This is a genomic window from Rhodococcus mengyinensis, assembly GCF_048381435.1.
GTDB classification, from domain to species: Bacteria; Actinomycetota; Actinomycetes; order Mycobacteriales; family Mycobacteriaceae; genus Rhodococcus_F; species Rhodococcus_F opacus_D.
Map to the genome: position 1 here is coordinate 1 of NZ_JBLWIT010000044.1, position 23,290 is coordinate 23,290.

Below are 23,290 nucleotides of genomic sequence, written 5' to 3' on the forward strand. Positions count from 1 at the left end.
ACCAGGTACGCACCTACCGGGCCTGGTACGCCCACATCACCTTGTCGATGCTCGCCCTCGCCTGGCTCGCCGGGACGAAAACCGAAGCGATAAAAGGGGAATCGGGATCGAAGATCAGGGCATGATCGCGTACACGCTACCCGAGATCCGCCGCCTGCTCGTGCAACTGATCCTGCGACACGCCCACCCGGACGAGCACATCTGGTCCTGGTCGAAGTGGCGACGGCGCCGACAACACCAGGCCCGCACCTCCCACTACCGACGTCGCGGACACTTCCCATAAGTGCCGTTGCAGTACTAAGTGTCGTTGCAGTCCTAGCTCAGCGATACTTGTCGTTAAACTTGGTTTGCATGGTTGCGGTCCTGTTCTGGGCTGTCCTGGACGGCAGCTGTATTCGCAGGGGACTCCAGTAGGCGACCTTCACGGATGGTTTGGGCGAGGGCTGTGGTGGCTGCTACGACTCCGACGGACAGTCCCAGCATCGCCACACCGAGAATCCAGTCGACGGCAACGGGCATATCGGTGTTGAGGCCGAAATACAGTGGCCAAGAAGCGGACGCGAATACCATTGGCAGCGCGAGAGTTGAGATGACGAAACCCGCTCCGAGGCGTCTCCAGCCATCGAATCGATCAGCCACAGCGAAGAGCAGGAACCCGCCGACGATAGGTACCGGTGCCATCTGGGGCGCGACAACAAGGAACTTCAGCGGAGCTTCACCATAGTAGGCCCACGAGTCGAACGAGGTGCCGATGCTCTCGACAACGACCACGGACAGGAAGGAGGCGAAGGCGATCAGGTGCAGCTTGGCTCGGGGAATCCCCGCATGCATGGCGCGGGAGATGAGATAGGGGAGAAGACCGACCCAGGGTAGGTAGCCGATAACAAGGAACCAGGGGATCTCACGTCCAAAAGCGGTGTACGCCATCGGATGATTCTCGGCGTAGACGATGAGGCCCAGGATGTCGTAGATCGGCTCGTTGAGAGCGCATACAAGAGCTCCGATGCATACGACGACGGGCAGCCAATCATGCTTACGGAGACCGATCGCGATGGCGGCCACCGAGGAAGCCGCAACGACCAGTCCGAAGGCGCCGAGCACGGCGGCGGGCGGGATCTGAGACACCAGGTGAACCGGTGGCTCGGCACTGAGAAACTCCATGATCTTTCTCCTTATGTTTACCCACCGGGGGGGTGGATCGAGGCAAGCATCACACCTTTGTTTACTATATGTCAACAATGGTTCTGCGCTCTGAAGGTGCCGGAATGGGAACCTGCGGATAGTCCTTGCGAAGGGCCACACTACGAAGTCCTCCGCTAGATATTGCGGGTCATGACGTGGGCGTCACGGGCAGGGAAGCTCGCTTCGATGAGCAGCCTCCACAGGGGCGTGGGTAGACCGAGGTGGTGGCGATCCCGCCGAGATGCCGTAGTAACGCCCGGAAGTCACCGCCTGCCGATTTCGGACCGGGACGCCGGCAAAGCGGCCGATCGTGACGGTCTTTTTGTTGGCGGTGAGCAGGTATGTCGGGGCAACGCCGATGATGCGGCACACCCGGTCCAGTCTGGCGAACACGCTCGGCGCGGTCCGATCACGCAGCGCGATCACGATCCGGAATCGGCACCAGACCAGCCAGGCGACGAGGAGGGCGACCTTACGTCCGTCGACGATCGGGCCGTCCCCGAAGTCGTATTGCAGCCGCAATCCGGGTTCGATGATCCAGGGTCAAGTGCACCCATGTTTTGCCCCAGTCGCCATTGGGCGTTTGATTTCGGCGAGGGCTCGGCGGGTGGTGCGGTCGGTACCGGTGTAGCCGAGCCCCAGGAGCCGCTCGTGGGCTTTGTCGCCGCGGATCTTGCCGTACGACTCGGCCACCCACCCGTCGTGACGGCGTGCCATTCGTCAACCATCTATGGCAAAGCCTGATCTTTTACATAGCCTGTTCACTCGCGAGCCCGTCGAGGGCGGCGGGCCGGGGGTGAACAGGTCACGCAGGGGGAGAGTTTCTGTACTACAGCAGCCGATCACTTCCCGCGGACTTTGCCCCGCACCTTACCAGAGTTATTCTTCAATTCGATGGCAGCGGGTGCAATTTGGTCGAGAATCGTAACGAGAGATTGTCTGAGTAACAGATGGATCTGCTCGCGCGTGAGCCGGTCACGTCGAAGCCATTCAACGCAGGCTTCCTCTGCCATCGCCTGATAAGCGCGAACTAGCGCGAGCACTTCCGGCTGCTGCGCTCCGGCTGAGAAAGGGAGAATTTCCGTCAGCCGTGCAGCCCAGACCTCCCGGCTGGTTTCAAGAATTTCTTCGATCTCCGGATCGCTGCCAACGACGCCGCTCCGGAATACGGTGAGGAACGTACCTCGCGACTTCCAAACACCGTCCAACCATTGCGTGATGATCAAATTGATTCTGTCGTCCCCCGACAGCCCTTCAAGATTTTCATCGGGTGGGGGCGGCAGACGAGTGAATTGCTGGACAACCTCGACGTAGAGTTGGCGCTTGGTCCCAAAATGATAGTGCAGATTTGCCCGCGTGACGCCAGCCGCCTCGGCAAGCTCTGTGGTTGACACTTCGGAGTATGGACGCTCTGCAAAGAGGCGCCTGGCGGCCTCAAGGATCTGAGCCCGGCGGGTGTCTACCTGCAGGCGCACTCGTGGTGAAGGCGGTGTTTGTGCCACAGCCAGCGAGCGTACTCTAGTCTGCTGATCTGATTGGCTCGCGGCCTCGACGTTCACGGAGTCCGACACCCGTGGAGGCAGAGCCGAGAACGTTTTCGAGTCGCGATTCTGAACCAGCAACTCCACGTTCATGTAGGAGGTGCGGGGCCGGTTGGCGGTGTTCGCGCCGCAAACCACTTTTAACAAACTAGCTCCCGAAGGTTCGCTGCTACGTAATTGATTCCAGCGTCGCTGCCGGGCAGGATATTCACAAATGTGAAGAAACCGTGCATCTGTCCGTCGAAGCGACGGTGTCGTACCAATACCCCGGCGTCCGTCAGGCGACGGACATAGGCTTCACCTTCATCGCGTAGCACATCGTGCTCGGCGGTGAGGATAATTGCTGGCGGGAGGTTCTGAAACGACCGGGCGCGTAGCGGTGACGCTTCAGGGTGGAAACGACGGTTAGCTTGTTTCAGATAGTGATCCCAGAACCACACCATCGATTGACGGTCGACCAGAAGCTGGTTTTCTGGGTCGGCATACGAAGCGCGGTTTAGGTTGGAGTCGGTGACGGGGTAGGCCAGCACCTGTAGTGCGATTGGCGGGGCACCGGCGGTGTCTCGGGCGCGCTGTGTAAGCACGGCTGCGAGGTTGCCGCCGGCGCTGTCACCAGCAACAACGAGGGGTACGTCGGGTCCCCCGATCTTTGCGAGGCGCGCTGCGGTCCACGTCAGTGCGGTCCATGCGTCGTTCACTGCGATCGGATAGGGGTGCTCGGGGGCCTTGCGGTAGTTGACCAAGACAACAGCAGCCTTGGTAGCAGCAGCGAGCTTGCGCCCGAAGGTGTCGAACTCGTCGATGCTTCCAGTGACCCAGCCGCCTCCGTGGAAGTAAACTATTACAGCATTCGGATTCTCGTGGGGAAGGAGAATTCGGACGTTGACGTTGCCGCTCGGATCGCCATCCAATGTGTGGTTTTCTACCCTTTGCATGCGCGGTCCGGGACCATAGATCTTCTTGAGGGCGATGCCCATCCCGCGTGCCTGCGAGGGCGTCATCTGCCACAACCGTGGGGCGCCTGGTGGAACCAGCCGCGCCACGAGTGCGCTTGTCGCAGTGTCGAGTGCCATAAAGTGATGTCCTTCGAAGTGGGAGCGATCGAGCACTTGCAGGCACCGGACATGGCGTAGGAAACATCCGTCGCAGAGAGTAAGGATGCAGCCGGACCTGCAGTAGATTAATCGAATTCGGATGGCCAGCGAGCGCCTCGGAGGTCACGGATTGAAAATCTGCACTGGCCGCCAGTAGCCGCGAGGACCGAGGATTCGAAAGACTGCCGCTGCGCTGGACTCTTACTCGAAAATAATGACACTTCGTCCGCCGCCTCCGTTGTGGAAGGCGGACCAGGCCAGCTCGAGTTCTTCGAGTTTGAGTCGTGTCGAGACGAGTTCGTCGAGCAGTAGGCGGCCCTGCAGGTACAACTGCACGTACGTCGGTACGTCGACCTGGAACCGGTTCGAACCCATCCACGAACCCTGAATACGGCGGTCTATCATCAACTCTGCCACGGACAGCCGGACTTCTATGTCTCCCGGAGATCCAACGATTGTCGCAGTACCACCGCGTCCCGTCATTGCGACGGCTTGTTCGATCGTTTCCTTGCGCCCCGCGGACTCAAATGCGTGGTCGACGCCTCCACTCGATAGTTCGCGAACCATCTCCACGACGGTGCAAGCGTCGGCGCCGATCGTATCCGTGGCGCCCAGACGTATTGCCAGATCACGTTTGGACTCTATTGGGTCGATTGCGATTATCCGAGTCGCCCCTGCGATACGTGCTCCCTGGATGATGCTGAGTCCGACACCCCCGCATCCGAGTACCGCGACGGTATCACCGACCTCAACCTTGGCTGTTCGAAAGACAGCCCCGAGGCCGGTCAGTGCTCTGCACCCTAGAAGGGCTGCCTTGTCGAGTCCGATCTCGTCGCCCACCCGGGCTACTGCGTTCTCGTTCAGGAGAATCTGCTCGGCGAAGCTCCCGACTCCGCAGAATGGAGCCACCGCCAAGTTGCCTCGGGTTATTCGCGGGGGGGCGGATGGCGGCCGACCCCGACTCATCTGTCTACACAGATACGGGCGCCCAGAAATACAGTACCGGCATCGTCCGCAGAAGTCCGATAATGTGGTGACCACGCGATCGCCGGGCCGGACGGAGGTGACGCCGGCACCGACCGCTTCGACGATGCCTGCTCCTTCGTGCCCCATCACCATCGGTTTACGAAAGTTGAAAGCTCCTTCAAGGGCGCTGAGGTCGGTGTGGCAGACGCCGGCTGCAACAGTGCGTACAACCACTTCTCTGGGTAGCGGAATCGCTAGTTCGACATCAGCCAGGACTGCGCTGGAGGCGTTTGCTTCGAGAACAGCGGCTCTCATTAGCGTCCTCCCTGACGTTTGCCGATCCACGATGCGACTCGTGGAGGAAGCGCGCAGAAGGCCAACGCTGCCAAACGCTGGCGCGCCCGCATCGCGGCGATGAGTGCGAAGGGGCCGAAGTGTTCTTGGTATTCGAGTATGCGCCCATCGCGTATTCGTGCACGGCAGATGTATCGATTGGCGTATGGTCTGCCACTCAATTGGGCACGAGAAGCGAAGGTGGCGAAGACGATTTCAGGGTCCTCTGTTGCGTGTAATTCACGGTCATAGAGTTCGATCCGATCGAACACTGCCATTTTTCGCAGGAGTCTGAGGATCTCCCTCTGGCCGGCGGCCTTCGCTGGAAATCCCGGCGGGGCGAATGGAAATACGAAGGTTCCGTCATCGGCAAACAGCGCACCGGCGCGATCGGGGTCCAGTGCGTCGAACGCGTCGATGAGGTCGGCCAGAACATCGATCGCAGATGCTGTATGGGTGACCATCTCATGACTCCGATGCGAGAGAAGCGGTGGACAATTCGAATCCTTCGTAGTCATTTGCGGCCACGTCATCACATTTGGCGCGGTATGCCGCAACGCCTCCGATGTAGGGCATGAACACTCGAGGCTTTCCTGGGATGTTTGCACCGAGATACCAGGAGTCGCTTCGCACACGCAACGGCACGCGTTCGGCCACCTGCTCCACGTGATCAACCCATGCATCCTGTGCAGCTCCGGAAGGTTCGGCCGCCGTCACGGTTCGCTCATCAAGCCAGGCAACATATCCGGTGATCCAATCGACATGCTGCTCGATCGAAAGTGTCATATTGGAGGTCACAGAGGGACTCTGGGGCCCGCCGATGCAGAACAGATTGGGGAAGCCGGCGATTCCGATGCCGAGGTAGGTGCGGGGTCCGTTCGCCCATGCACTTCGAAGCGATAGTCCGTTGCGCCCGACGATGTCGATTTCCTGCAGAGCTCCGGTCATTGCGTCGAAACCTGTAGCCAACACAAGGGTATCGAACTCGTACAGAGTTGTCGTTGTGCGCAGTCCCGTCCGTGTGAATGTCTCGATTGGAGTCTCAGATAGATCGATTAACGCTACGTTGTCGCGGTTGAAGGCGGTGTAGTAGCCTGATTCGACGCAGACTCTCTTCGATCCGATGGGATAGCCACGTGGCAGAAGGCGTTCTGCAATCTTCGGGTCGTGTACGACCTCACGGATTTTATCTCGCACGAATTCTGCGGCGTATTCGTTCGCGCGCTCGTCCAGCAGGATGTCATAGAACTGTTGAACAATGCAGTTGGCGCCACCTTCTTGCCATCCCGCCTCGAATGCTTGTCGGCGTTCCTCGTCGGAAACTTCCAGGGCTGAGCGCTTTGGTACCGGCATGGGCACCCCGAGGTAGGAATCGCGCGCCTCGCGCCGGCGCTGGCTGTAGTGGGCTTTGATGGTGTCTAATGCGGTATCCGTAAGCCGTTGGTTCCGTGCGGGCATGCAGAAATTCGCGGTCCGCTGAAACACGAATAGTTGATCGGCACGACCTGCGAGTTCTGGAATCAACTGCACTCCACTAGATCCCGTGCCGATAACCGCGACTCGGCGGCCGGTGAATTCGCACTCCTCACGCCAGCGTGAGGAGTGCAACACCTCGCCTTCGAAATCGTCGATCCCTGGTATGTCGGGCAAATGGGGCGCAGAAAGTGCGCCGCTGGCCATAATGCAGTATCGGGCGATCAGGGTCCGGCCATCGTCGAGATGGATCCGCCAAAGCTGCGCTTCATCGTCGTAATGGGCAGCGACGACCTTGCAATTCAATCGAACGTCTCGACCTAGGTCGAACCGGTCAGCGACGTGGTTGATGTAGCGGAGAATCTCAGGTTGAGTTGCGTACCGTTCGGACCATGTCCACTCCTGTTGCAGCTCCTCGGAGAAACTGTAGGAGTAGTCCACGCTCTCGACATCGCAACGGGCACCTGGGTAGCGGTTCCAATGCCACGTGCCGCCGATCCCGTCACCGGCCTCAATGACGACAGTGCTCAGTCCGAGCTTACGGAACTTGTGGAGGGCGTAGAGTCCGGCCAACCCCGCGCCAACCACGACCGCGTCCCACCGCTCCGGGCTAGACACGGGACAGGTGGAAGAAGTAGGTGGCGGGCTGGCCTTTCTCGTCGGCGAGCCCGATGACTACATCGGCTGAGACGCGACGAAAATGGTCGATAAGCGGTTGGTTGTCGTACAGCATCGCCGTCGACACTTTTCCTCGGAACCGGATTTCTCGTAGTCGAGCCAATCCGAAACCGGTCCATGACTCGATGTTTCCAGAATCTGTGCGAATCAATAGTGGTTCTACGTCATCAATTCCGTTGAACCGTTTGCCGTACCAGTTGATACGTTGGAGATTCCGCCCAAGCTTGTGGTCGTGGTGAAAGACTCCACCACGCCAAGTCCCGACCAAAAAGTTCGGATCGAGACTTTCGAGGGCATCGAATGCCTCAAACAGTCGCCGGTCGCCCGGTGGCCGTCCAGTCTCGATCGCATCCAATAGGTCGCGCTTGGCGTTTGTATGCAGACTCATCTCGACTTCCTTCTTTCACTACTGGCACATTGTCAGTAGTGAAAAGGCTACTGCCGACTGGTTGGCTGGTCAAGGCGTTCTGCAAGTGGAACTGGCGGCGGGGGCAGTACCCAGGGTTTGTCCTTTCGTATCACCGAGAGGCGTCAACTGTCCTGTATGCCTGCCTCTCGGCAGCAGCCCTTCCGCATGCTTGACTGCACAGCGCGTCCCGTGGTGAAACTAGCTGAGGGAACCACCGACTATTGCCTCAGGCCGGCTGCGCGGCATCCGTGCGGTCGGGATGGCCTGTGAATGACGCCGCGGCGCGGGGCCGGATTGCCGGATGTCGATTTCTGTCGGTAACTCGGTTCTCCGCGAGCGGTTGCACTACTGACAATGTGCCAGTAGAGTTGTGACGAACAACACAGCCATGGAAGGAAGGTTGAAGATGGGTCGGTTGAGCGGGCAGGTAGCGATCGTCACTGGTGCTTCACGAGGGATGGGAGCTGCGCACGCGCGAGCGTTTGCCGCGGAAGGGGCTCAGGTTCTGCTGACCGATGTCCTTGCGGCGGAGGGTGCGGCGCTGGCGGACGAGCTGGGATCCAATGCACGCTTCGCTGCGCATGACGTGACCCGGGCCGATGACTGGGACCGCGTGATTGCGCTGGCTGAAGAGTCGTTCGGCCCAGTGAGCATTCTCGTCAACAATGCTGGAGTCGGCGTGTATTCGCCGATCGAGGTGATGACTGAGGACGAGTACCGTCGCGTGATCGACGTTAACCAGGTGTCGACTTTCCTGGGGATGAAAGCGGTAGCGGGGTCGATGGGCAGGGCCGGCAGGGGCTCTATCATCAACATCTCGTCGGTTGCTGGATTTATCGGCGAGGCGGGAACCGTGGCGTACGCAGCATCGAAGTTCGCAGTGCGCGGTATGACGAAGGTAGCGGCGAAGGAGTTGGGGCCGCAAGGCATTCGGGTGAACTCCGTCCATCCTGGTGTGATTGAGTCGCCGATGGCACTCGAGAATGACGATCCGCAGGCATTAGCGGCCGCAAAGGCTTACGCGGCAGCTACGCCATTGGGCCGGATGGGTCGACCGCAGGAGGTGTCGAATCTGGTGGTCTTCCTAGCGTCTGAAGAATCCAGTTTTGCGACCGGCGCTGCCTTCGTAATTGACGGTGGGACGATTCCATGATGCACCCGCGCGAGTCGGTTCATGGGGCGCCGTCGGTGTCGCGATGTCTTGAGAACACGGAGTGGTGATATCGCGACAATGCTGCGGGTCGCCCGGCGGGGCCAGCGACCCGCCCGCTAATCACTCGACTTGATATGTGGCCAACCAGGTCACTATAGGGCGCCAGAGGAGAATTTTGCTTTGGAGACACGGAGGATTTGAGATGTTGAAAGATGATGTTGACGCAGTCGTCGTCGGCGGCGGTGTTTCAGGTATAGCGGCGACCATCGCTTTGAAGGAGCAAGGGCTACGCGACGTGGCGCTGCTGGAGAAGTCTGACGGACTCGGCGGTGTATGGCATCACAATAGGTACCCCGGCGCTGCATGCGACGTGCCATCACCTGTATATAGTTACCGCTTCGCGCTCAACCCTAACTGGAGCCGCCTCTTTGCGCGCGGTGAGGAGATCCGCAAATACTTGGAGCAGGTCGCGGTTGAAAATGGTGTCCTGCAGCATGTCCGGTTCAAGACCGAATTACTCGAGGCAGCATGGGACGAAGAGTCGCGTAGGTGGTTGTGCAAAACGTCGGAGGGCGCGCTGCGTGCTAAGTTCCTCATTCTCGGGACTGGAAATGTGCACTCACCATCCATCCCCAACGTCCCTGGCATCGATACGTTTGCGGGTCGGTCGTTTCATTCCTCGGAATGGCCGGACGACTTCGATCCAGCAGGTCGTCGAATCGCCGTCGTGGGCACCGGTGCGTCCGCCATTCAATTCGTGCCGGAGATCCAACCTCACGCCAAGCAACTCGTCATCCTTCAGCGGACACCACCTTGGATTCTGCCGAAAGGGGATCGGTCACATCCCAATTCGAACAGGCTTTGGGCGACGTTGCGCCAGCGGATACTCCGGACGGTGATCGCGCGCGGACTCGATGTCGTTTACGCGGGTCTACTGAACAGGAGGTTGATAGGTGCGTTCGAGCGGTTGTCGCTCCACCACTTGCAAAAGCAGGTCGCCGATCCACAACTACGGGCAGCGCTAACGCCGAACTACCGCTTCGGCTGCAAGCGAATGCTGCTCTCGAGTGATTTCTATCCGGCCGTGGCCAGCGAGAACGTGGACTACGTACCCTCGGAATTGGCTGAAGTCCGTGAGGGTTCTGTGGTCGCCGATGGACGAGAGTTCCCTGTTGACACGATCATCTGGGGAACAGGTTTCCAGTTCGCCAACCAGCCGATGCACGAACGGATCCGCGGTCGGGACGGTCGTACGCTCGCAGAGCGCTGGGCCGGGTCGCCCCGTGGTTACCTTGGCGCGACGGTCGCTGGGTACCCGAATGCGTTCATCTTACTGGGCCCGAACACGGGTACCACTTCGCAGATCGGGGCAAGCGAGGCGACAGTGCGCTATCTCGCTTCTGCTGTGGAGACGATGCGCCGCAAGGGCTTCGACACTGTCGACGTTCGTGCTGAGGTTGAAGAAGCCTGGGTGGAGGCTGCCGACGACAAATTGGCCAAATCTGTTTTTCGTACCGGCGGTTGTTCGAGTTACTACTATGACGCTACGGGCCGCCTCAATGGTCCCTGGCCCGGATCGTTGAAGCACATGGCACAAAGCCTGAGCCGCTTTAATGTGGACGACTACAATGTCACGCAGCCATCCAACGCGCCAGCAAGCGAATCCCTTGCGAGTTCCTGACATGTGCAGAATCCGCGGAGCAACACCCCCAATCGAGGAGAGTGACTCGTGTCGGCTATCACTGGTCAAGGAATGACGATTAGCGACCAACTCGCTCGGCATGCACGCAGCATTCCCGACAAGGTCGCGTACCAATTTGAAGGGGTGGACCGTACATATTCAGAGCTGGACGCGCGAGTCAATCGCCTCGCGAATGGACTACGGGATCGAGGCGTGGGCCACGGTGATCGGGTTGCCTTGCTTACCCTTAACAATCTGGAGACAGTGGAGACCTTCTTCGCCTGTGCGCGGCTGGGCGCGATCGCTGTCCCAGTCAACTTTCGGTTGGTCGTGGACGAAGTGGCCTACATTCTCGATGATTGTGGCGCCACGACTGTCATAGTCGACGCCTCGCTCGCGGCTGTGGTCGCAAAGGCGCGAGTAAGGGCGAGCACCGTTCAGCGTTGTCTGGTGATCGGAGGTCAGGCCGATGCAGGCCCGGAAACAGAAACTTTCGACGACGTGGTCCGGCATGCTTCTTCTACGACCGCCGAGATCGAGGTAGACGAGAAGTCGCCAGCGTTCATCATGTACACCTCTGGCACCACAGGGCGCCCCAAGGGTGCGGTCCTCACACACCACAATTTGGGTGTGCACACCGTGAGCAACATGATCCATCTCGGTCTTCCCCCGGACTGTCGAGTGTGGCTGACCGGAACACCGCTGTTTCACGTCGCAGGGGTGGCAGGGCTGCTCCCGAGTCTGTTCGTCGGTGGTCGGATGGTAGTCATGCCCATGGGGGCATTCGATCCAGGCGCCACGGTGGACCTGCTGGAGCGCGAGCGCATCAACATGTGCTTCTTTGTGCCGGCCCAGTGGCAAGCGATCTGCGGTCTACCAGACATCGGGAATCGTGAGTTGTCAGCGTTGCGGTTGATCTCTTGGGGTGCGGCGCCAGCGACGAGGTCACTGCTGACCAAGATCATCGATACGTTTCCGCACGCAAAGCTCTACAGCGCCTTCGGGCAGACGGAGTGCAGTCCTATCACCGCAATGTTGTTGGGTGAAGACGCGCTACGCAAGATGGGCTCCATAGGAACTCCGATGGTCAACGTCGAGGTACGGATCGTAGACGCTGGGATGAATGATGTCCCAGTCGGTGAGGTGGGTGAAATCGTATACCGTGGACCTACGATAATGAAGGAGTACTGGAACAAGCCTGAGGAGAGCGTTGCCGCGTTCTCCGGTGGGTGGTTTCATTCAGGAGATCTCGTTCGACAGGACGAAGATGGCTTTCTCTACGTGGTAGACCGACTCAAGGATATGATCATTTCGGGTGCGGAGAACATCTACAGCTCCGAGGTGGAAGACGCGGTGGCTTGTCACCCGAAGGTCGCCGAAGTTTCTGTGGTGGGTGTGCCAGACCCAAAATGGGGCGAGGTGCCAGTGGCGGTCGTGGTGCCCACTATGGGTGGGAAGCCACCGACCTTCGGGGAGATTGACGGCTGGTGCCGAGAACGGCTCGCCGCCTACAAGTGTCCGAGGCATCTCCTAATCACTGACGTTCTCCCACGCAACGCCAGCGGGAAGGTACTCAAAACCGCTCTGCGCGAGGAGATCAACTCGCGCATAGGACGGTAGAGACGGAAGTGCCCGCCGGAGCTGCGGGAGCGTGCGGTGCGGTTGTACCGCAACAGCCATTGACTGACCATTTGTCAGAAATTCACTGTACTGACGATCGAACGATTGGGTCACCGACCGACGTGCGGGAGAACAGATTTGGTCCAGGCATGTCGTGCGGGGCTTCATCAATCGGCTGCGATACAGTCCGCCACCGACGAAGGCCGCGCGTTAGCACGGCCATCATCGCCTTGAACTACTGACATTTCGCCAGTAGTGTGGCGTGCATCATAGAAGGGAGTTTCGACATGGGTCGACTGGACGAGCGGGTGGCGGTCGCGACCGGTGCTGCGCGGGGCATGGGCGCCTCGCATGCGCGCTGCTTAATTGCGGAAGGCGCACGAAATGTGCTCACCGATATCCTGGTGGATGAGGGGACGGCCCTAGCAGACGAACTGGGTCAGAATGCGTTATTCATGACTCATGATGTGACCAGCCCAGCCGATTGGGACTGTGCGATAGCGACGGCCGAGGAGGCGTACGGTCCTATCGACATGCTCGTGAACAATGCGGGTGTGGCAGCGTATGCTCCGATCGCGACGTGTACCGAGGACGACTACCGCAGGATAATAGACGTCAATCAAGTGTCGGTATTTCTGGGGATGAAGGCCGCAAGCTGCTCGATGAGTAAAGGTGGAGGTGGCTCGATCGTCAACATTTCCTCCGTTGCCGGGTTGATCGGTGAAGCCAATACTGTCGCGTACACCGCCTCCAAGTTCGCGGTCCACGCTATGACGAAGGTAGCTGCAAAGGAGTTCGGCCCCCATGGTATCCGCGTGAATTCGATCCATCCGGGCGTAATCGAAACACCGATGATCACTGATACTCCTCAAGCCGGCGCGGTCATCGAGGCGGTGGCCGCATCAGCACCCTTGCGCCGAATCGGCCAACCGAGGGAAGTCTCGAACCTGGTGGTCTTTCTAGCTTCCGAGGAATCGAGCTTTACGACGGGTGCCGCGTTCGTTGTCGACGGAGGAGTACTTCGATGATCCACAGATGCTCACTCACAGACCGTTCCGGCGACACTCAGCCGACGAATGGTTGCTGATGTATGACACCTCGGATTCCGACCGCTGGAGCGGCAAGGGAAAGTTCTCTATTGCACGCCCTGACGGGACTAGGCTGCATGGTACTGATACTGGTGAGGGAGCGGCTGTGCTGCTGGTTCACGGGTTCGGTCTCTCGCACAGGTGTTGGGATGACATCACACCGGCGCTTGCATCGACGGGGTTCCGTACCGTCGCCTACGACCACCGCGGCCATGGGCGGTCCAGTGTCGGTCGTGATGGAGTTGGATTACGCCAGCTACGAGACGACTTACGCTCGTTGCTCATTGAACTAGATCTCGATAACGTCATCATTCTCAGTCATTCGATGGGTACGTTCGTTGCCCTCGATGCCCTTGACGACCCGGTGACAAGGAGTCGAGTCAATCATCTGGTCCTCGTCAACCCGATCACGGGGGACTCAGGTAAGGGTGCCCCCACAGCTCGATTGCAAGGGCCACTTGTTCGCCACGGAATTGCGCAGTGGCTGGCACGCGGCCGCAGGATCGGCAATGCGATGGCGCGCATGAGTTTGGGAAGGAATGCGACCGCCGACGTCGTCGAAGCAACGCGCCGCGGTCTTGCAGGGGTACGTCGCAGTGCCACCCCGATGATCGACGTCTTACGTAAGGAAACCGTGGCGGATGTGCTCACTCGCATCGATACTCCCACGACAATCCTTGTTAGTGCCAGTGACAAAGTTACGCCTGCCTGGCATGCCCGCCTGATTGTCAGCACCATGCCGTCGGCTCGACTTGAGTATGTGCCGGACGTTGGGCACATGACTCAATGGGAGGCGCCGCGCCGGGTCGTGGAGGCTGTCAGCACCGCTGCGGGACAACGACGAGAGCGACGTTGCTGACGGGTCTGGTCCCGCTCGTTCACCGATTGGCGACTCTGCACAATTGTTGCTGCGTGGGGCAAGGTCGGTTCTCCTCGCTGCGCTGCGGGGACTCCACCTTGCCCCCCTCGTCGCCGACGACCGGCGAGGCAAGGGCCGGAACGGAAAACCCACAACGTTCGGACGAATCATGCGGTGGTGACGGCAGTGCCTGGGAGTGACCCGCGAGCTACCTATGAGCAATCCCCAACTGCGCGTTGGGATCACGCTCGATACTAGACAGCGACTCCACTCCAGCCGAATAACCGTCCTGCGGTACCCAACCCGCGCATATCAGAGTTGACCACGCGTCGAAACCGACACGCTCGCCACCACCCAGATCGACCGGGCCCACAGAGGCGGCGCCCACGACGACGGTCCTGGACGCCGCCTCGCCCTGCGCCCTTGACAAACCGGCATACATATCAGGTAGCTAGCGACCAAGGTTCGCTAGGATGCGGTGTCACCCCGAGACCCGCGCCTACGAGATCAAGCACACGGCCGAAGGCAAGACGCACCGCGATATTCGCCGCTGTCTCAAACGCACCCTCGCCAGGAAGCTCTACCGGGTAATGGAAGCTGCTACCCGCACCAACACCCTCCCTGCTACTGCTTGACAAGCATAGGAGCGTCCAATGGGCTCCTGCGGCAGTATTTCCGAAGGGTACTGATCTGCCCGGTACAGCTTCCATTGGCCTTGGTGGTCATCACCCGCCAGCCCAGGATCCGGCGGGAGAAGACGTCGACGCAGAACGCGGTGTAGACGAACCCGGCCAACGTCCAGACGTAGGTGAAGTCTGCGACCCACCACTGGTCCGGGCGCTGCGGCGCGTCCCAGTTCCGCTCGATCAGATAGGGGTGCCGCGGCGCCCGATCGTCGCGCTGGGTGGTGATCGTGTGGTGTTTGCCGCGGACGGCTCCGGTGATGCTTGTGATCGCCATCAGGCGGGCCACCTGATCGTGCCCATGTCGTGACCACCGCGTTTCATCGCCCGCCAGAGTTTGCGGGCGCCGTAGACACGCTTGTTGGCGACGAATAGCGTGTGGACGACGTTTGCGGCGTAGGCGCCGGCTAGTTCGGTGGAGGAGATGCGTCCGCGCTGCTCGGCCTTGTAGTAGGTTGACGGGGCGATGCGGATGCCGTGTTCGGTCAGCACGGCACAGATCGGGTCGACCCCGAAACGGGAGCGGTGAGCGTCGATGTAGTCGACGATCACCGCAGTCGGCGGTCGACCTCCGCCGCCGCGAAAAACGCACTCGCGGTCTTCAATATTTCGTTGGCCCTGCGCAATTCGGCGACTGCTCGGCGAAGCCGGGCGACCTCATCCGACCCGTCAGGTGTTGCAGACGGTGTTCCGAGGGCCTGGCGGGCCTCCTCCCGTTCGATCCAGTTCCGCAGCGTCGGCGGCGCGATATCGAGCAGCCCCCTACATGGCGACGGGCTGCAACCTTCGAGCCGTCGTGCTCAAGGATCCGGTCCCGATACGTCCGTACGGCACGCTCCTGGGTCTCGGCGTCGTACTTCTTCGGTGCAGGCATGATCAACATTCTCCTTGTTAGTTCTTCCGGGGCGCTTCGCCCCGCCGTGGTGAAGGAAAATGTGGTACCCGGTCACCCTGGGTGCGTGCTCCATCGTGATTGTCGTCGACGGTGCCTGGTGGGCCCGGTGCCGGTTGGGGGACACTTGCAAGTGTGTTTCGGTCGACCCCGGATCGTCTATGGTGCTGGTGAGCCCGTTTGTTAGTTTGGTGGCGGAGGGCACAGTTGTCGTCCGCGGGAACCGTGGACTGTTGCCTTCGAGCACGAGTGTCAAGCAGCGTTCGCCGCGCTCGGTGCGACACCGACGCCCGCGGATTCGACGTACTGCTCACCGACGAGAGCTTGGCCGTCATCGAAGCGGCGGCGCCGCTCCACCTGGCCGGGGTTCGGCATTTCTTCGTCGACCTGCTCACTGCCGAGCAACTCGACGTCCTCGGCGACATCGCGGACACCGTCACCGACCACCTGGACGCGGAGCACCTCGGCTCCGCCGGTTGATCGGTGTTCTGCAACACCCGCGCGTGTGCCGGCCGGCCCGGTACCTGTGTGGTCGTCGAGGGCCTCAATCCGGTCTAGCCCTGCGGGAGTCGTTGGGTTTCAGTTCCCGCCGCACGGTGGTGGGGCGGTCGCGGGCCAGCGTGGACTCCGCACGGCAGTGATCGTGCACCACCATCCCGCCCGCGGCAACCGGAGCGAGGCGCGTCAAAAGTTCTGTACGAGTGAGCAACGTGCCGCAGCCGAGTGAAACCAGGACGGGCGATCTCGCGCCGCCTCGGCAACTTCGATGCCGTGGGGTGTCGTTCGCCCAGTCCGTGCCGCTGAGCGTCGCTTCCGATGTGCGGCACCGGGTCTGGGGTTGGTCGACTGCGTATCACCGCGGTGTATCGCAGGGGTGTCGGCGAGATTCGCGTCGAGTGTTGTTTGCTCTCGGCCGGGGACCTGATCAGTGCTTGTTTGTTATTTGGGTCGGCTACCGTGGGGGTTTGTGTCAGCAGGTATTTCGGGGCCGTCGGACAAGATGACGCCCAGCCCGGAGGTTGGGCTCGACTTCGCTCGGGAATGGGTGGAGTTCCTCGATCCCGATAACGCCGAGCATCTCATCGCCGCGGACATGACGTGGCTTCTCTCGCATTGGACCTGCGTGTTCGGCACCCCGGCCTGTCAGGGGATCATTGCGGGCCGACCCGACGACGGCTGCTGCTCGCACGGCGCGTTCTTCTCCGACGAGGACGATGTCGAGAGGTTGCATGAGTCGGTGAAGCTGCTCAGGCCCGAGGGCTGGCAGTTCATGAAGCAGGGTCTCGGGAAGAGGGGGTACATCGAGGAGGACGAGCTCGAGGGCGAGCCGGCGCTGCGTACCCGCCGCTACCAGGGCGCGTGCATCTTCCTCAACCGTCCCGGCTTCGAGGGTGGCATCGGGTGCGCGCTGCACTCGATGGCGCTCGAGCGCGGTATCGAGCCGCTCGAGGTGAAGCCGGACGTGTGCTGGCAGCTGCCGATCCGGCGCACCCAGGAATGGGTGGAGCGACCGGACGGTGAGCAGGTCCTGAAGACGACGATCACCGAGTACGACCGCCGCGGGTGGGGCGAGGGCGGCGCGGACCTGAACTGGTACTGCTCCGGCTCGCCGGATGCGCACGTCGGCGCCAGGGCGGTGTGGCAGTCGTATGCGCCGGAGCTGACGGAGTTGCTCGGTGAGGCCGCATATCGCGAACTGGCGCGGCTGTGTAAGCGGCGCCAGGGTCTCGGCCTGATCGCCGTGCACCCGGCGACCGCGATCGCCGAGAAGACTGCGACCCCCGAGTGAAATCTCGTCAACATGAGCGGTGTCGGCGACCAGCTTCGCTGCGATGAGCGGCGCGCACCGAGGAATCGCGAACAAGGATAGGGCCAGCTGTGAGCCGACTGGGCGGCAAGCCGCCTGATAACGGTACTCATCCCTGCGCCGGGTCGCGGGCCGGCACGGCCTACGTTCAGCGCCTCGCGGGCGAGTGCGGTGCGGCGATCGCTGTCCCCGTGTAGCGGACTACTTGTGCGGGCTACGGTGCCTTGCGTATGCGAGAGTCCTTTACGGCTCGCGTCGTGAGAGGGCCGGCCTGGACAATCAGCAGGCCAACGACTGCAGGTAGGTCAGGAGGGCGGTGATCCGGCAAGTCGGTCCCATCGACCGGGGGCCGGCAACCTCGGAGACACCGACGACAGTAGGCCGAAACAGCCCAAACCTATGCTGATACGTCATGTCACGAGGAGTGCAGGTGAATCATGGTTCACCTCGTGGTGCAACATGAAGGGAAACGCTCATTCGGATAATGGTGGTGAGGAACTTTATGGATCCCGTAGTCACACAGCCCGAACTCCGCGGTGCCGGTGTCACTCTCGCTGCCGACCGGTGGGATCCACCCTCACCGGGTGCCGGCGGATCAGGAGGCGTCGACAGAAAGGGTTTGGTGCTGTTGCTGCACGGCGGCGGGCAGACCCGCCATTCCTGGCGAAACACCGGTCGCAGCCTCGCGGCGGACGGTTGGTCCGCGATCACTGTGGACGCACGCGGGCATGGGGACAGTCAGTGGGCACCGGACGGGGACTACGGCATCGATGCGTTGGTCGCCGACCTGACGTCGATCGTCGGCGAGCTGGGGGAGAAGCCGGTACTCGTCGGTGCCTCGATGGGCGGGATGACGTCGTTGATCGGGCAGGGGGAGAACCCGGATCTCGCTCGGGGTCTGGTCTTGGTCGATATCGCGCCGAGGGTCGAAACCAGCGGCACCGCGGAGATCATGGCCTTCATGCGCAGTGGCCTCGAGGGTTTCGCGAGTCTCGACGACGCTGCTGCGGCGATCGCGGCGTACACCCCGAACCGTGTCCGCAAGCCCAACCCGCAGGGGTTGCGCAAGAATCTCCGCCTGCGTGATGGCCGCTGGTTCTGGCATTGGGATCCGGCGTTCCTTCGCCAGGGCGATGAACCGACTCGTCAAGTTGATTCGATCGTGCGATACGAACGCGCACGGAAGGCGGCAGCCGCGATCACCGTTCCCACGATGCTCGTGCGTGGCCAGCAATCCAATGTGGTCAGCGAGGAAGGCGCCAAGGAGCTGCTCGAGCTGATCCCGACCGCCAAGCTGATCGACGTGACCGGGGCCGGGCATATGGTCGCCGGTGACGACAATGATGTCTTCAGTGGTGGGTTGAAGGGCTTTCTCGACGAAGACGTTGTCGCAGTGCGCCGCTGACGCGGTCGAGGCCTAGTAGTACTTTGTTGCGCGACCAGGGAATGGAGGTGACCTTGTGTAGGTGACCTGTGTTCGTAAGCTCGTCGTCGCTTGCCGGTGTGAGTCCGGTCCGGGTAACTGTCAGGGGGCCCGGTAGCAGACTGGCGGCTTCGTGGGGAAACCTGCGGGGTCGAAGCCCAGTGTCGAGAGCCCTTCAAGGGGGAGCAACCGATCGGTCCGTAGCATGAAGCGAAGCCTGCGGCGTCGTTAACTACCCGCCTTCGGGTGGGCACAGGGAGTGCCGAGCCGCCAGCATCACGGTGAAGGCCATGGAAGACGCTGAAGACCTGAATGTGCAGGCGTCGAAGAACTCCCCGGCGTATGGGGTGCGGAACGTTCGGATAGTGACGGCGGGAACTGGTGAGGCCCTCCCCGGCCCGGCGACCTGCGGAAATATGTCGCCGGAGGGTGGTGCCCTATAACCGATGACCTCGGGAAATGGGTGGCCTGTCGGGAGGGAGTCGGAGGCGGTCGTAGTACCGATCGAGCCGAGCGGACAACAGAACCGTCGGTGAGGGAAGGGCCGCTGCTTCGTCGATGTGTCGTGTTCGTTGAGAGGGGCCTGGTGAGTGCCGGTCATGGCTAGTTCCGCCACGGTGGGGTCCGGGTTGGACCCGGTTCGAGATCTTCAGCATGCGCTTTACCGGGCGGCCAAGGCCGATCCCCGGCGACGGTTCCATTCGTTACGGGACAAGGTCTTCCGCAGAGACGTTCTGTGGCGGGCGTGGGTCGCGGTGCGTGCCAACAACGGCGCACCGGGTGTCGACAAGACCACTCTGGCCGAGGTCGAGCAGTACGGGATCGAGCGGCTGCTCGACGAGTTGGCCGCGCAGTTGCGGGAAGGAGCGTATCGGCCGTTGCCGTTGCGTCGGGTGTGGATTCCCAAGCCCGGCTCGAAGGAACAGCGTCCGTTGTCGATTCCCGCTGTGCGGGATCGGATTGTGCAGGCGGCGTGCAAGATCGTGCTTGAGCCGATCTTCGAAGCCGATTTCCTGCCGTGCTCGTTCGGGTTCCGTCCGAAACGCGGTCAGCACGACGCGCTGCAAGTCCTCGTCGATGAGGCGTGGCGCGGTCGCAGGTGGGTGGTCGAAACGGATATCGCCAACTGCTTTTCGGCGATTCCGCAGGAGAAGTTGATACGAGCGGTCGAGGAACGCGTCAGTGACCAGGCTGTGCTCAAGCTGCTGCGTGCGATGCTGCGCGCGGGGGTGATGAGCGACGGTGTGGTGCGGCGTGAGGTGACCGGAACTCCACAGGGTGGTGTGATTTCACCGCTGATGTGCAACGTGTTCCTGCATCGGATCGATCGGGTGTGGGATGTGCGTGAGCATGGGGTGCTGGTCCGTTTCGCCGACGACGCCGTCGTGATGTGTCGGACTCGTGAGCAGGCCGAAGCCGCGTTGATGCGGTTGCGGGAACTGCTGGCCGAACTCGGGCTGGAACCGAAGGAGGCCAAGACGAGGATCGTGCACCTGAAACTGGGTGGTGAGGGCCTGGATTTCCTGGGGTTCCATCATCGGTGGGTGCGCGCGCAAGGACGCACCGGCGGCAAGGGTGTGGAATTCCTCGCTCGTTGGCCCTCGGACAAGGCGATGCAGCACGCACGGGACCGTATCCGTGGTCTCACGGGAAGCAACCGGACGTTGCTGTCGGTGGACATGATCGTGGGGGAGCTCAACAGCTTCCTGCGCGGGTGGGCTGGGTATTTCCGATACGGGAACTCTTCGGCTCGGTTCACCAAGATCCGGCACTACGCGCTGACGCGGGTGGTGGGCATGCTCGCCAAGAAGCACAGGCGTAGCCGCAGGTTCGGGATGTGGGTGGTCTCCCAGTCCTCGGATAACCAGCTCGGATTGATCAGTCTTGATGGGATCGTGGTCGCACCCAGGCCCTTTCGGGCTTGGCGGGTGACGCCGAATGCCGGCGGTGAACGGCGTCGGTAAGCCGTGTGCGGGAGAACCGCATGCACGGATTGACGGGCGGGAGCTGGAAACGGAACCATATCGGCCACGGTCGAGGAGAAGAACGACCAACGGGAAACCGTATGAGTCACAAGCGGCTTCGCGACCTACCGCCGATCACGGTCACCGCGCCAGCTCTCGACCCTCCAGGTCGGGAAGGTGTGGTGGCAGAGTGGGCAGGTACCGATCCAACGAGCAAGCGCGTTGGAGTTCACGCACGATTCCGTAGAGCGTCAGTCCTGCCCAGTCGCTTTTGGGTCGGCTGGCCGGAGGGTGGTGATGAACAAGTGGGCGGCGGTGACCAGGGTGGCGTGGTGGTGCCAGCCCAGCCAGGAACGGCCCTCGAAATGATCCAGCCCGAGACCGGTTTTCAGTTCGCGGTAGTCGTGCTCGACGCGCCAGCGGATCTTCGCCAGGCGCACCAGTTCGGGCAGCGGGGTGTCCTCGGGGAGCGTAGCGAGCCAGTAGTCGGTCGGCTCGTCGGCTCCGGTGGGCCATTCGGCGAGCAACCAGACCGCGGGCAGGGTGCCGTCCTCGGCACGCGGGATGTCGCGGTTCGCTGGGCGGATTCGCATGGCGGCGAACCGCGAGCGCATCGCCGCGGTGGGGTTGTTCGGGCTGGTTTTGGTTCCCTGCCGCCAGGTCACGGTGCGCAGGGCTTTACGTCCGGCAGCGAGGACGAGGTCCTTACAGGTCGTGTGCGGGCCGTAGCGAGGTGTCGGCGGGCGTCCGCGGCCGGTGTAGGCCGCGGTCTGCGGGATGGCGTCGCCGGGATGGGCGCTGGTCGCGTCCTTGACGGCGACGACGTAGTCGATTCCCCGGTCGGTCAGCGCGAGCCGGAAGGCGGTGGCGTCGCCGTACCCTGCGTCTGCGACCGCCACCGGTGGGGTGCGGCCCCACTCGATCAGCTCGTCGATCATCTCGACCGCCATTTCCCACTTGGGACGGTGATGCTCGGCGTCGGGGATCGCGGACCGCCGCCGGCGAGCGGTGATCTCCGCGACCGTGTCGGGATCGGTGGTCGATTGATCGTCCCAGCTCTCGGGCAGGAACAGCCGCCAATCCAGCGGTGCCGACGCGGCATCGGAGGCGGCGTGCACACTGACCGCGATCTGGCAGTTGCCGACCTTGCCGAGGGTGCCCGAGTACTGTCGTGCCACGCCCGGCGAGGAATCGCCGTCCTTGACGAAACCGGTGTCGTCGATGACCCAGGCATCCGGAGCGACCAGATCACACGCCCGGCGGGACAGCGTTTTCCGGACCGGCACCACATCCCACGGCGAGGTCGTCACGAACTGCTGCAACCATTGATGATCGACCCGCAGCCGCTGCGCCATCGGCTGCATCGACTTCCGCCGGCCGTCGAGCATCAACCCCCGCGCATACAGCCCCGCCTCCTCCCGTTGATCCTTGCGCGCCAGCGACGAGAACACTTCACCGACAAACGTATCCAACTGTTCTCCGACACGGGCGAGACCGGCTGCATCCATGCCCGGATCCTCTCGAGATTCGAATCGAAACTCGAGCCGACACGCCGAGGTAACAAAGTACTACTAGTGTGCGGTTCGGTGAACCGGTAAGCTCCGCCCACCAAGAATCGACAACAGAGGCTCGGGCATTCGGCTCGTCAAAGGCAGTCGGACACCGTCACCGACGGGCATCGGACCCGAAGGTGGTGGGGAAGGGGCTGGGACCGAGCTTGAGGATGACGAAGTGGGGCGGAGTCCGACCTGAGGCCAGCTGGTGGTGACGGTCATTGATCCGGTGGTCGGGTGGGTGCCGATCCAGTACTGCAGCGTGGTTCGGTACGGCCCGGATCCCTCCGGAAGACCAGGGTGAAATGCACACCTGCGAGAGGCGCGGTTACCCACGGCCGGGACGCTCTTGCGATCGCTTCCCTTGCCTCGAGACCATCCCTTCGGCAGCGTTCCCGCCGAGGAGATCATGGTCAACTTCGGTTTGACTCCGAGGCAATACCGTGTGCGCTTAAAGTATTTGCTCGACTCGTGCACCAGCTTTGAGCTCGACCTCACACCAGAGATGCATAGTGTCCTGCGTATGCGGTGTCGGGATCAGATACTGGAGGAGGAAGCCTCCATGACCCGCCCTCGCAGAGCTTCCCGGATAGAATTCCAACGTCCCGGACAGCTACCGTCCCACGGGGACTCGCCCGACTGTGGGTTTCCCCTTTGACGCCTCGAACCATATGGGCGTCAAAACCCGCGGCCTGCTGAACTTTGTCCGAGCGCGCGATCCCCAAGGGGAAGAACTGCATTGGCGCAGGATCTGCATTACGTGCCGAGTACGAGACGGAAACGCGACAATCAGCCTCTTCCACTTACGTTGTCGATCCATCGTCCCATCGACAACCGCCGCCCAACCGCGCCCCAAATCCATTGTCGGCGTCTCGCCAGCGTGTCGCCGCG

Annotated in this window: 18 protein-coding genes, 3 pseudogenes and 1 other annotated feature; of the genes and pseudogenes, 11 read left to right on the top strand and 10 right to left on the bottom strand. The window is 61.6% G+C overall.

The features are described 5' to 3' along the window. Positions 1-125: pseudogene (locus ACNJ7E_RS08130) on the top strand (IS701 family transposase); the annotation flags it as partial. After that, on the top strand, positions 122-283 hold the full coding sequence (locus ACNJ7E_RS08135) for a hypothetical protein (RefSeq protein WP_418339497.1): 162 nt from the start codon (positions 122-124) through the stop codon (positions 281-283). The pseudogene ACNJ7E_RS08130 and the gene ACNJ7E_RS08135, both read left to right, overlap by 4 nt. A 53-nt stretch (positions 284-336) precedes the next feature. Here the strand turns inward: ACNJ7E_RS08135 and ACNJ7E_RS08140 are convergent, their stop codons facing one another. From ACNJ7E_RS08140 to ACNJ7E_RS08175, 8 genes and pseudogenes are all read right to left on the bottom strand, one after another. Further along, positions 337-1,161 (bottom strand): hypothetical protein, encoded by an 825-nt coding sequence (locus tag ACNJ7E_RS08140; RefSeq protein ID WP_418339561.1) that lies wholly within the window; start codon positions 1,159-1,161, stop codon positions 337-339. 261 nt (positions 1,162-1,422) lie between these two features. Beyond that, positions 1,423-1,878: pseudogene (locus ACNJ7E_RS08145) on the bottom strand (IS21 family transposase); the annotation flags it as partial. 146 nt (positions 1,879-2,024) lie between these two features. Further along, entirely contained in the window at positions 2,025-2,816 is a 792-nt protein-coding gene (locus tag ACNJ7E_RS08150) for a TetR/AcrR family transcriptional regulator (protein ID WP_418339596.1), read from the bottom strand. A 47-nt stretch (positions 2,817-2,863) separates the two neighbouring features. Then, positions 2,864-3,700 (bottom strand): alpha/beta hydrolase, encoded by an 837-nt coding sequence (locus ACNJ7E_RS08155; protein WP_418339562.1) that lies wholly within the window; start codon positions 3,698-3,700, stop codon positions 2,864-2,866. A 318-nt stretch (positions 3,701-4,018) separates the two neighbouring features. After that, a complete protein-coding gene (locus ACNJ7E_RS08160; RefSeq protein ID WP_418339563.1) occupies positions 4,019-5,098 on the bottom strand; it encodes a Zn-dependent alcohol dehydrogenase in 1,080 nt (359 codons plus the stop codon). Next, positions 5,098-5,580 (bottom strand): nuclear transport factor 2 family protein, encoded by a 483-nt coding sequence (locus tag ACNJ7E_RS08165; protein WP_418339564.1) that lies wholly within the window; start codon positions 5,578-5,580, stop codon positions 5,098-5,100. Before ACNJ7E_RS08165 ends, ACNJ7E_RS08160 begins: the two co-directional genes overlap by 1 nt. 1 nt (position 5,581) lies before the next feature. Next, positions 5,582-7,207 carry a flavin-containing monooxygenase gene (locus ACNJ7E_RS08170; RefSeq protein WP_418339565.1) on the bottom strand — a complete coding sequence of 542 codons (1,626 nt, stop codon included), beginning with the start codon at positions 7,205-7,207 and terminating at the stop codon, positions 5,582-5,584. After that, positions 7,200-7,655, bottom strand: a complete 456-nt coding sequence (locus ACNJ7E_RS08175) for a DUF4334 domain-containing protein (protein WP_418339566.1) — start codon at positions 7,653-7,655, stop codon at positions 7,200-7,202. The genes ACNJ7E_RS08170 and ACNJ7E_RS08175 overlap by 8 nt, the downstream gene beginning before the upstream one ends. 427 nt (positions 7,656-8,082) lie before the next feature. On the opposite strand from ACNJ7E_RS08175, the gene ACNJ7E_RS08180 reads away from it, so the two are divergent. The 5 genes from ACNJ7E_RS08180 (at position 8,083) to ACNJ7E_RS08200 (ending at position 14,077) form a co-directional block, all read left to right on the top strand. Next, positions 8,083-8,829: a glucose 1-dehydrogenase gene (locus ACNJ7E_RS08180; protein WP_418339597.1), complete on the top strand. Its 747-nt coding sequence runs from the start codon at positions 8,083-8,085 to the stop codon at positions 8,827-8,829. Between the two features lie 202 nt (positions 8,830-9,031). Beyond that, the gene (locus ACNJ7E_RS08185) at positions 9,032-10,510 is read left to right on the top strand and encodes a flavin-containing monooxygenase (RefSeq protein WP_418339567.1); all 1,479 of its coding nucleotides are present in this window, start codon (positions 9,032-9,034) and stop codon (positions 10,508-10,510) included. A 72-nt stretch (positions 10,511-10,582) separates the two neighbouring features. Then, complete coding sequence (locus tag ACNJ7E_RS08190; RefSeq protein ID WP_418339568.1) at positions 10,583-12,130, top strand: long-chain-fatty-acid--CoA ligase; 1,548 nt, start codon at positions 10,583-10,585, stop codon at positions 12,128-12,130. Between the two features lie 287 nt (positions 12,131-12,417). Beyond that, a complete protein-coding gene (locus ACNJ7E_RS08195; protein ID WP_418339569.1) occupies positions 12,418-13,158 on the top strand; it encodes a glucose 1-dehydrogenase in 741 nt (246 codons plus the stop codon). Between the two features lie 166 nt (positions 13,159-13,324). Beyond that, positions 13,325-14,077 (top strand): alpha/beta fold hydrolase, encoded by a 753-nt coding sequence (locus tag ACNJ7E_RS08200; protein WP_418339570.1) that lies wholly within the window; start codon positions 13,325-13,327, stop codon positions 14,075-14,077. A gap of 711 nt (positions 14,078-14,788) precedes the next feature. Here the strand turns inward: ACNJ7E_RS08200 and ACNJ7E_RS08205 are convergent. Then, a pseudogene (locus ACNJ7E_RS08205) lies at positions 14,789-15,634 on the bottom strand (IS3 family transposase); the annotation flags it as partial. Continuing rightward, positions 15,220-15,351: a sequence feature (AL1L pseudoknot), on the bottom strand. (Overlaps the previous pseudogene by 132 nt.) A gap of 267 nt (positions 15,635-15,901) precedes the next feature. Here ACNJ7E_RS08205 and ACNJ7E_RS08210 point away from each other — a divergent pair. From ACNJ7E_RS08210 to ltrA, 4 genes are all read left to right on the top strand, one after another. Next, positions 15,902-16,132: a hypothetical protein gene (locus tag ACNJ7E_RS08210; RefSeq protein ID WP_418339571.1), complete on the top strand. Its 231-nt coding sequence runs from the start codon at positions 15,902-15,904 to the stop codon at positions 16,130-16,132. A 520-nt stretch (positions 16,133-16,652) separates the two neighbouring features. Beyond that, complete coding sequence (locus tag ACNJ7E_RS08215; protein ID WP_418339598.1) at positions 16,653-17,441, top strand: DUF3109 family protein; 789 nt, start codon at positions 16,653-16,655, stop codon at positions 17,439-17,441. A 520-nt stretch (positions 17,442-17,961) separates the two neighbouring features. Next, positions 17,962-18,864, top strand: a complete 903-nt coding sequence (locus ACNJ7E_RS08220) for an alpha/beta fold hydrolase (RefSeq protein WP_418339572.1) — start codon at positions 17,962-17,964, stop codon at positions 18,862-18,864. A gap of 617 nt (positions 18,865-19,481) precedes the next feature. Next, a complete protein-coding gene (gene ltrA / locus ACNJ7E_RS08225) occupies positions 19,482-20,846 on the top strand; it encodes a group II intron reverse transcriptase/maturase (protein ID WP_418339573.1) in 1,365 nt (454 codons plus the stop codon). 251 nt (positions 20,847-21,097) lie between these two features. Here ltrA and ACNJ7E_RS08230 read toward each other — a convergent pair whose 3' ends face one another. Continuing rightward, complete coding sequence (locus ACNJ7E_RS08230) at positions 21,098-22,354, bottom strand: IS701 family transposase (protein ID WP_418339574.1); 1,257 nt, start codon at positions 22,352-22,354, stop codon at positions 21,098-21,100. Positions 22,355-23,290: the final 936 nt, after the last annotated feature.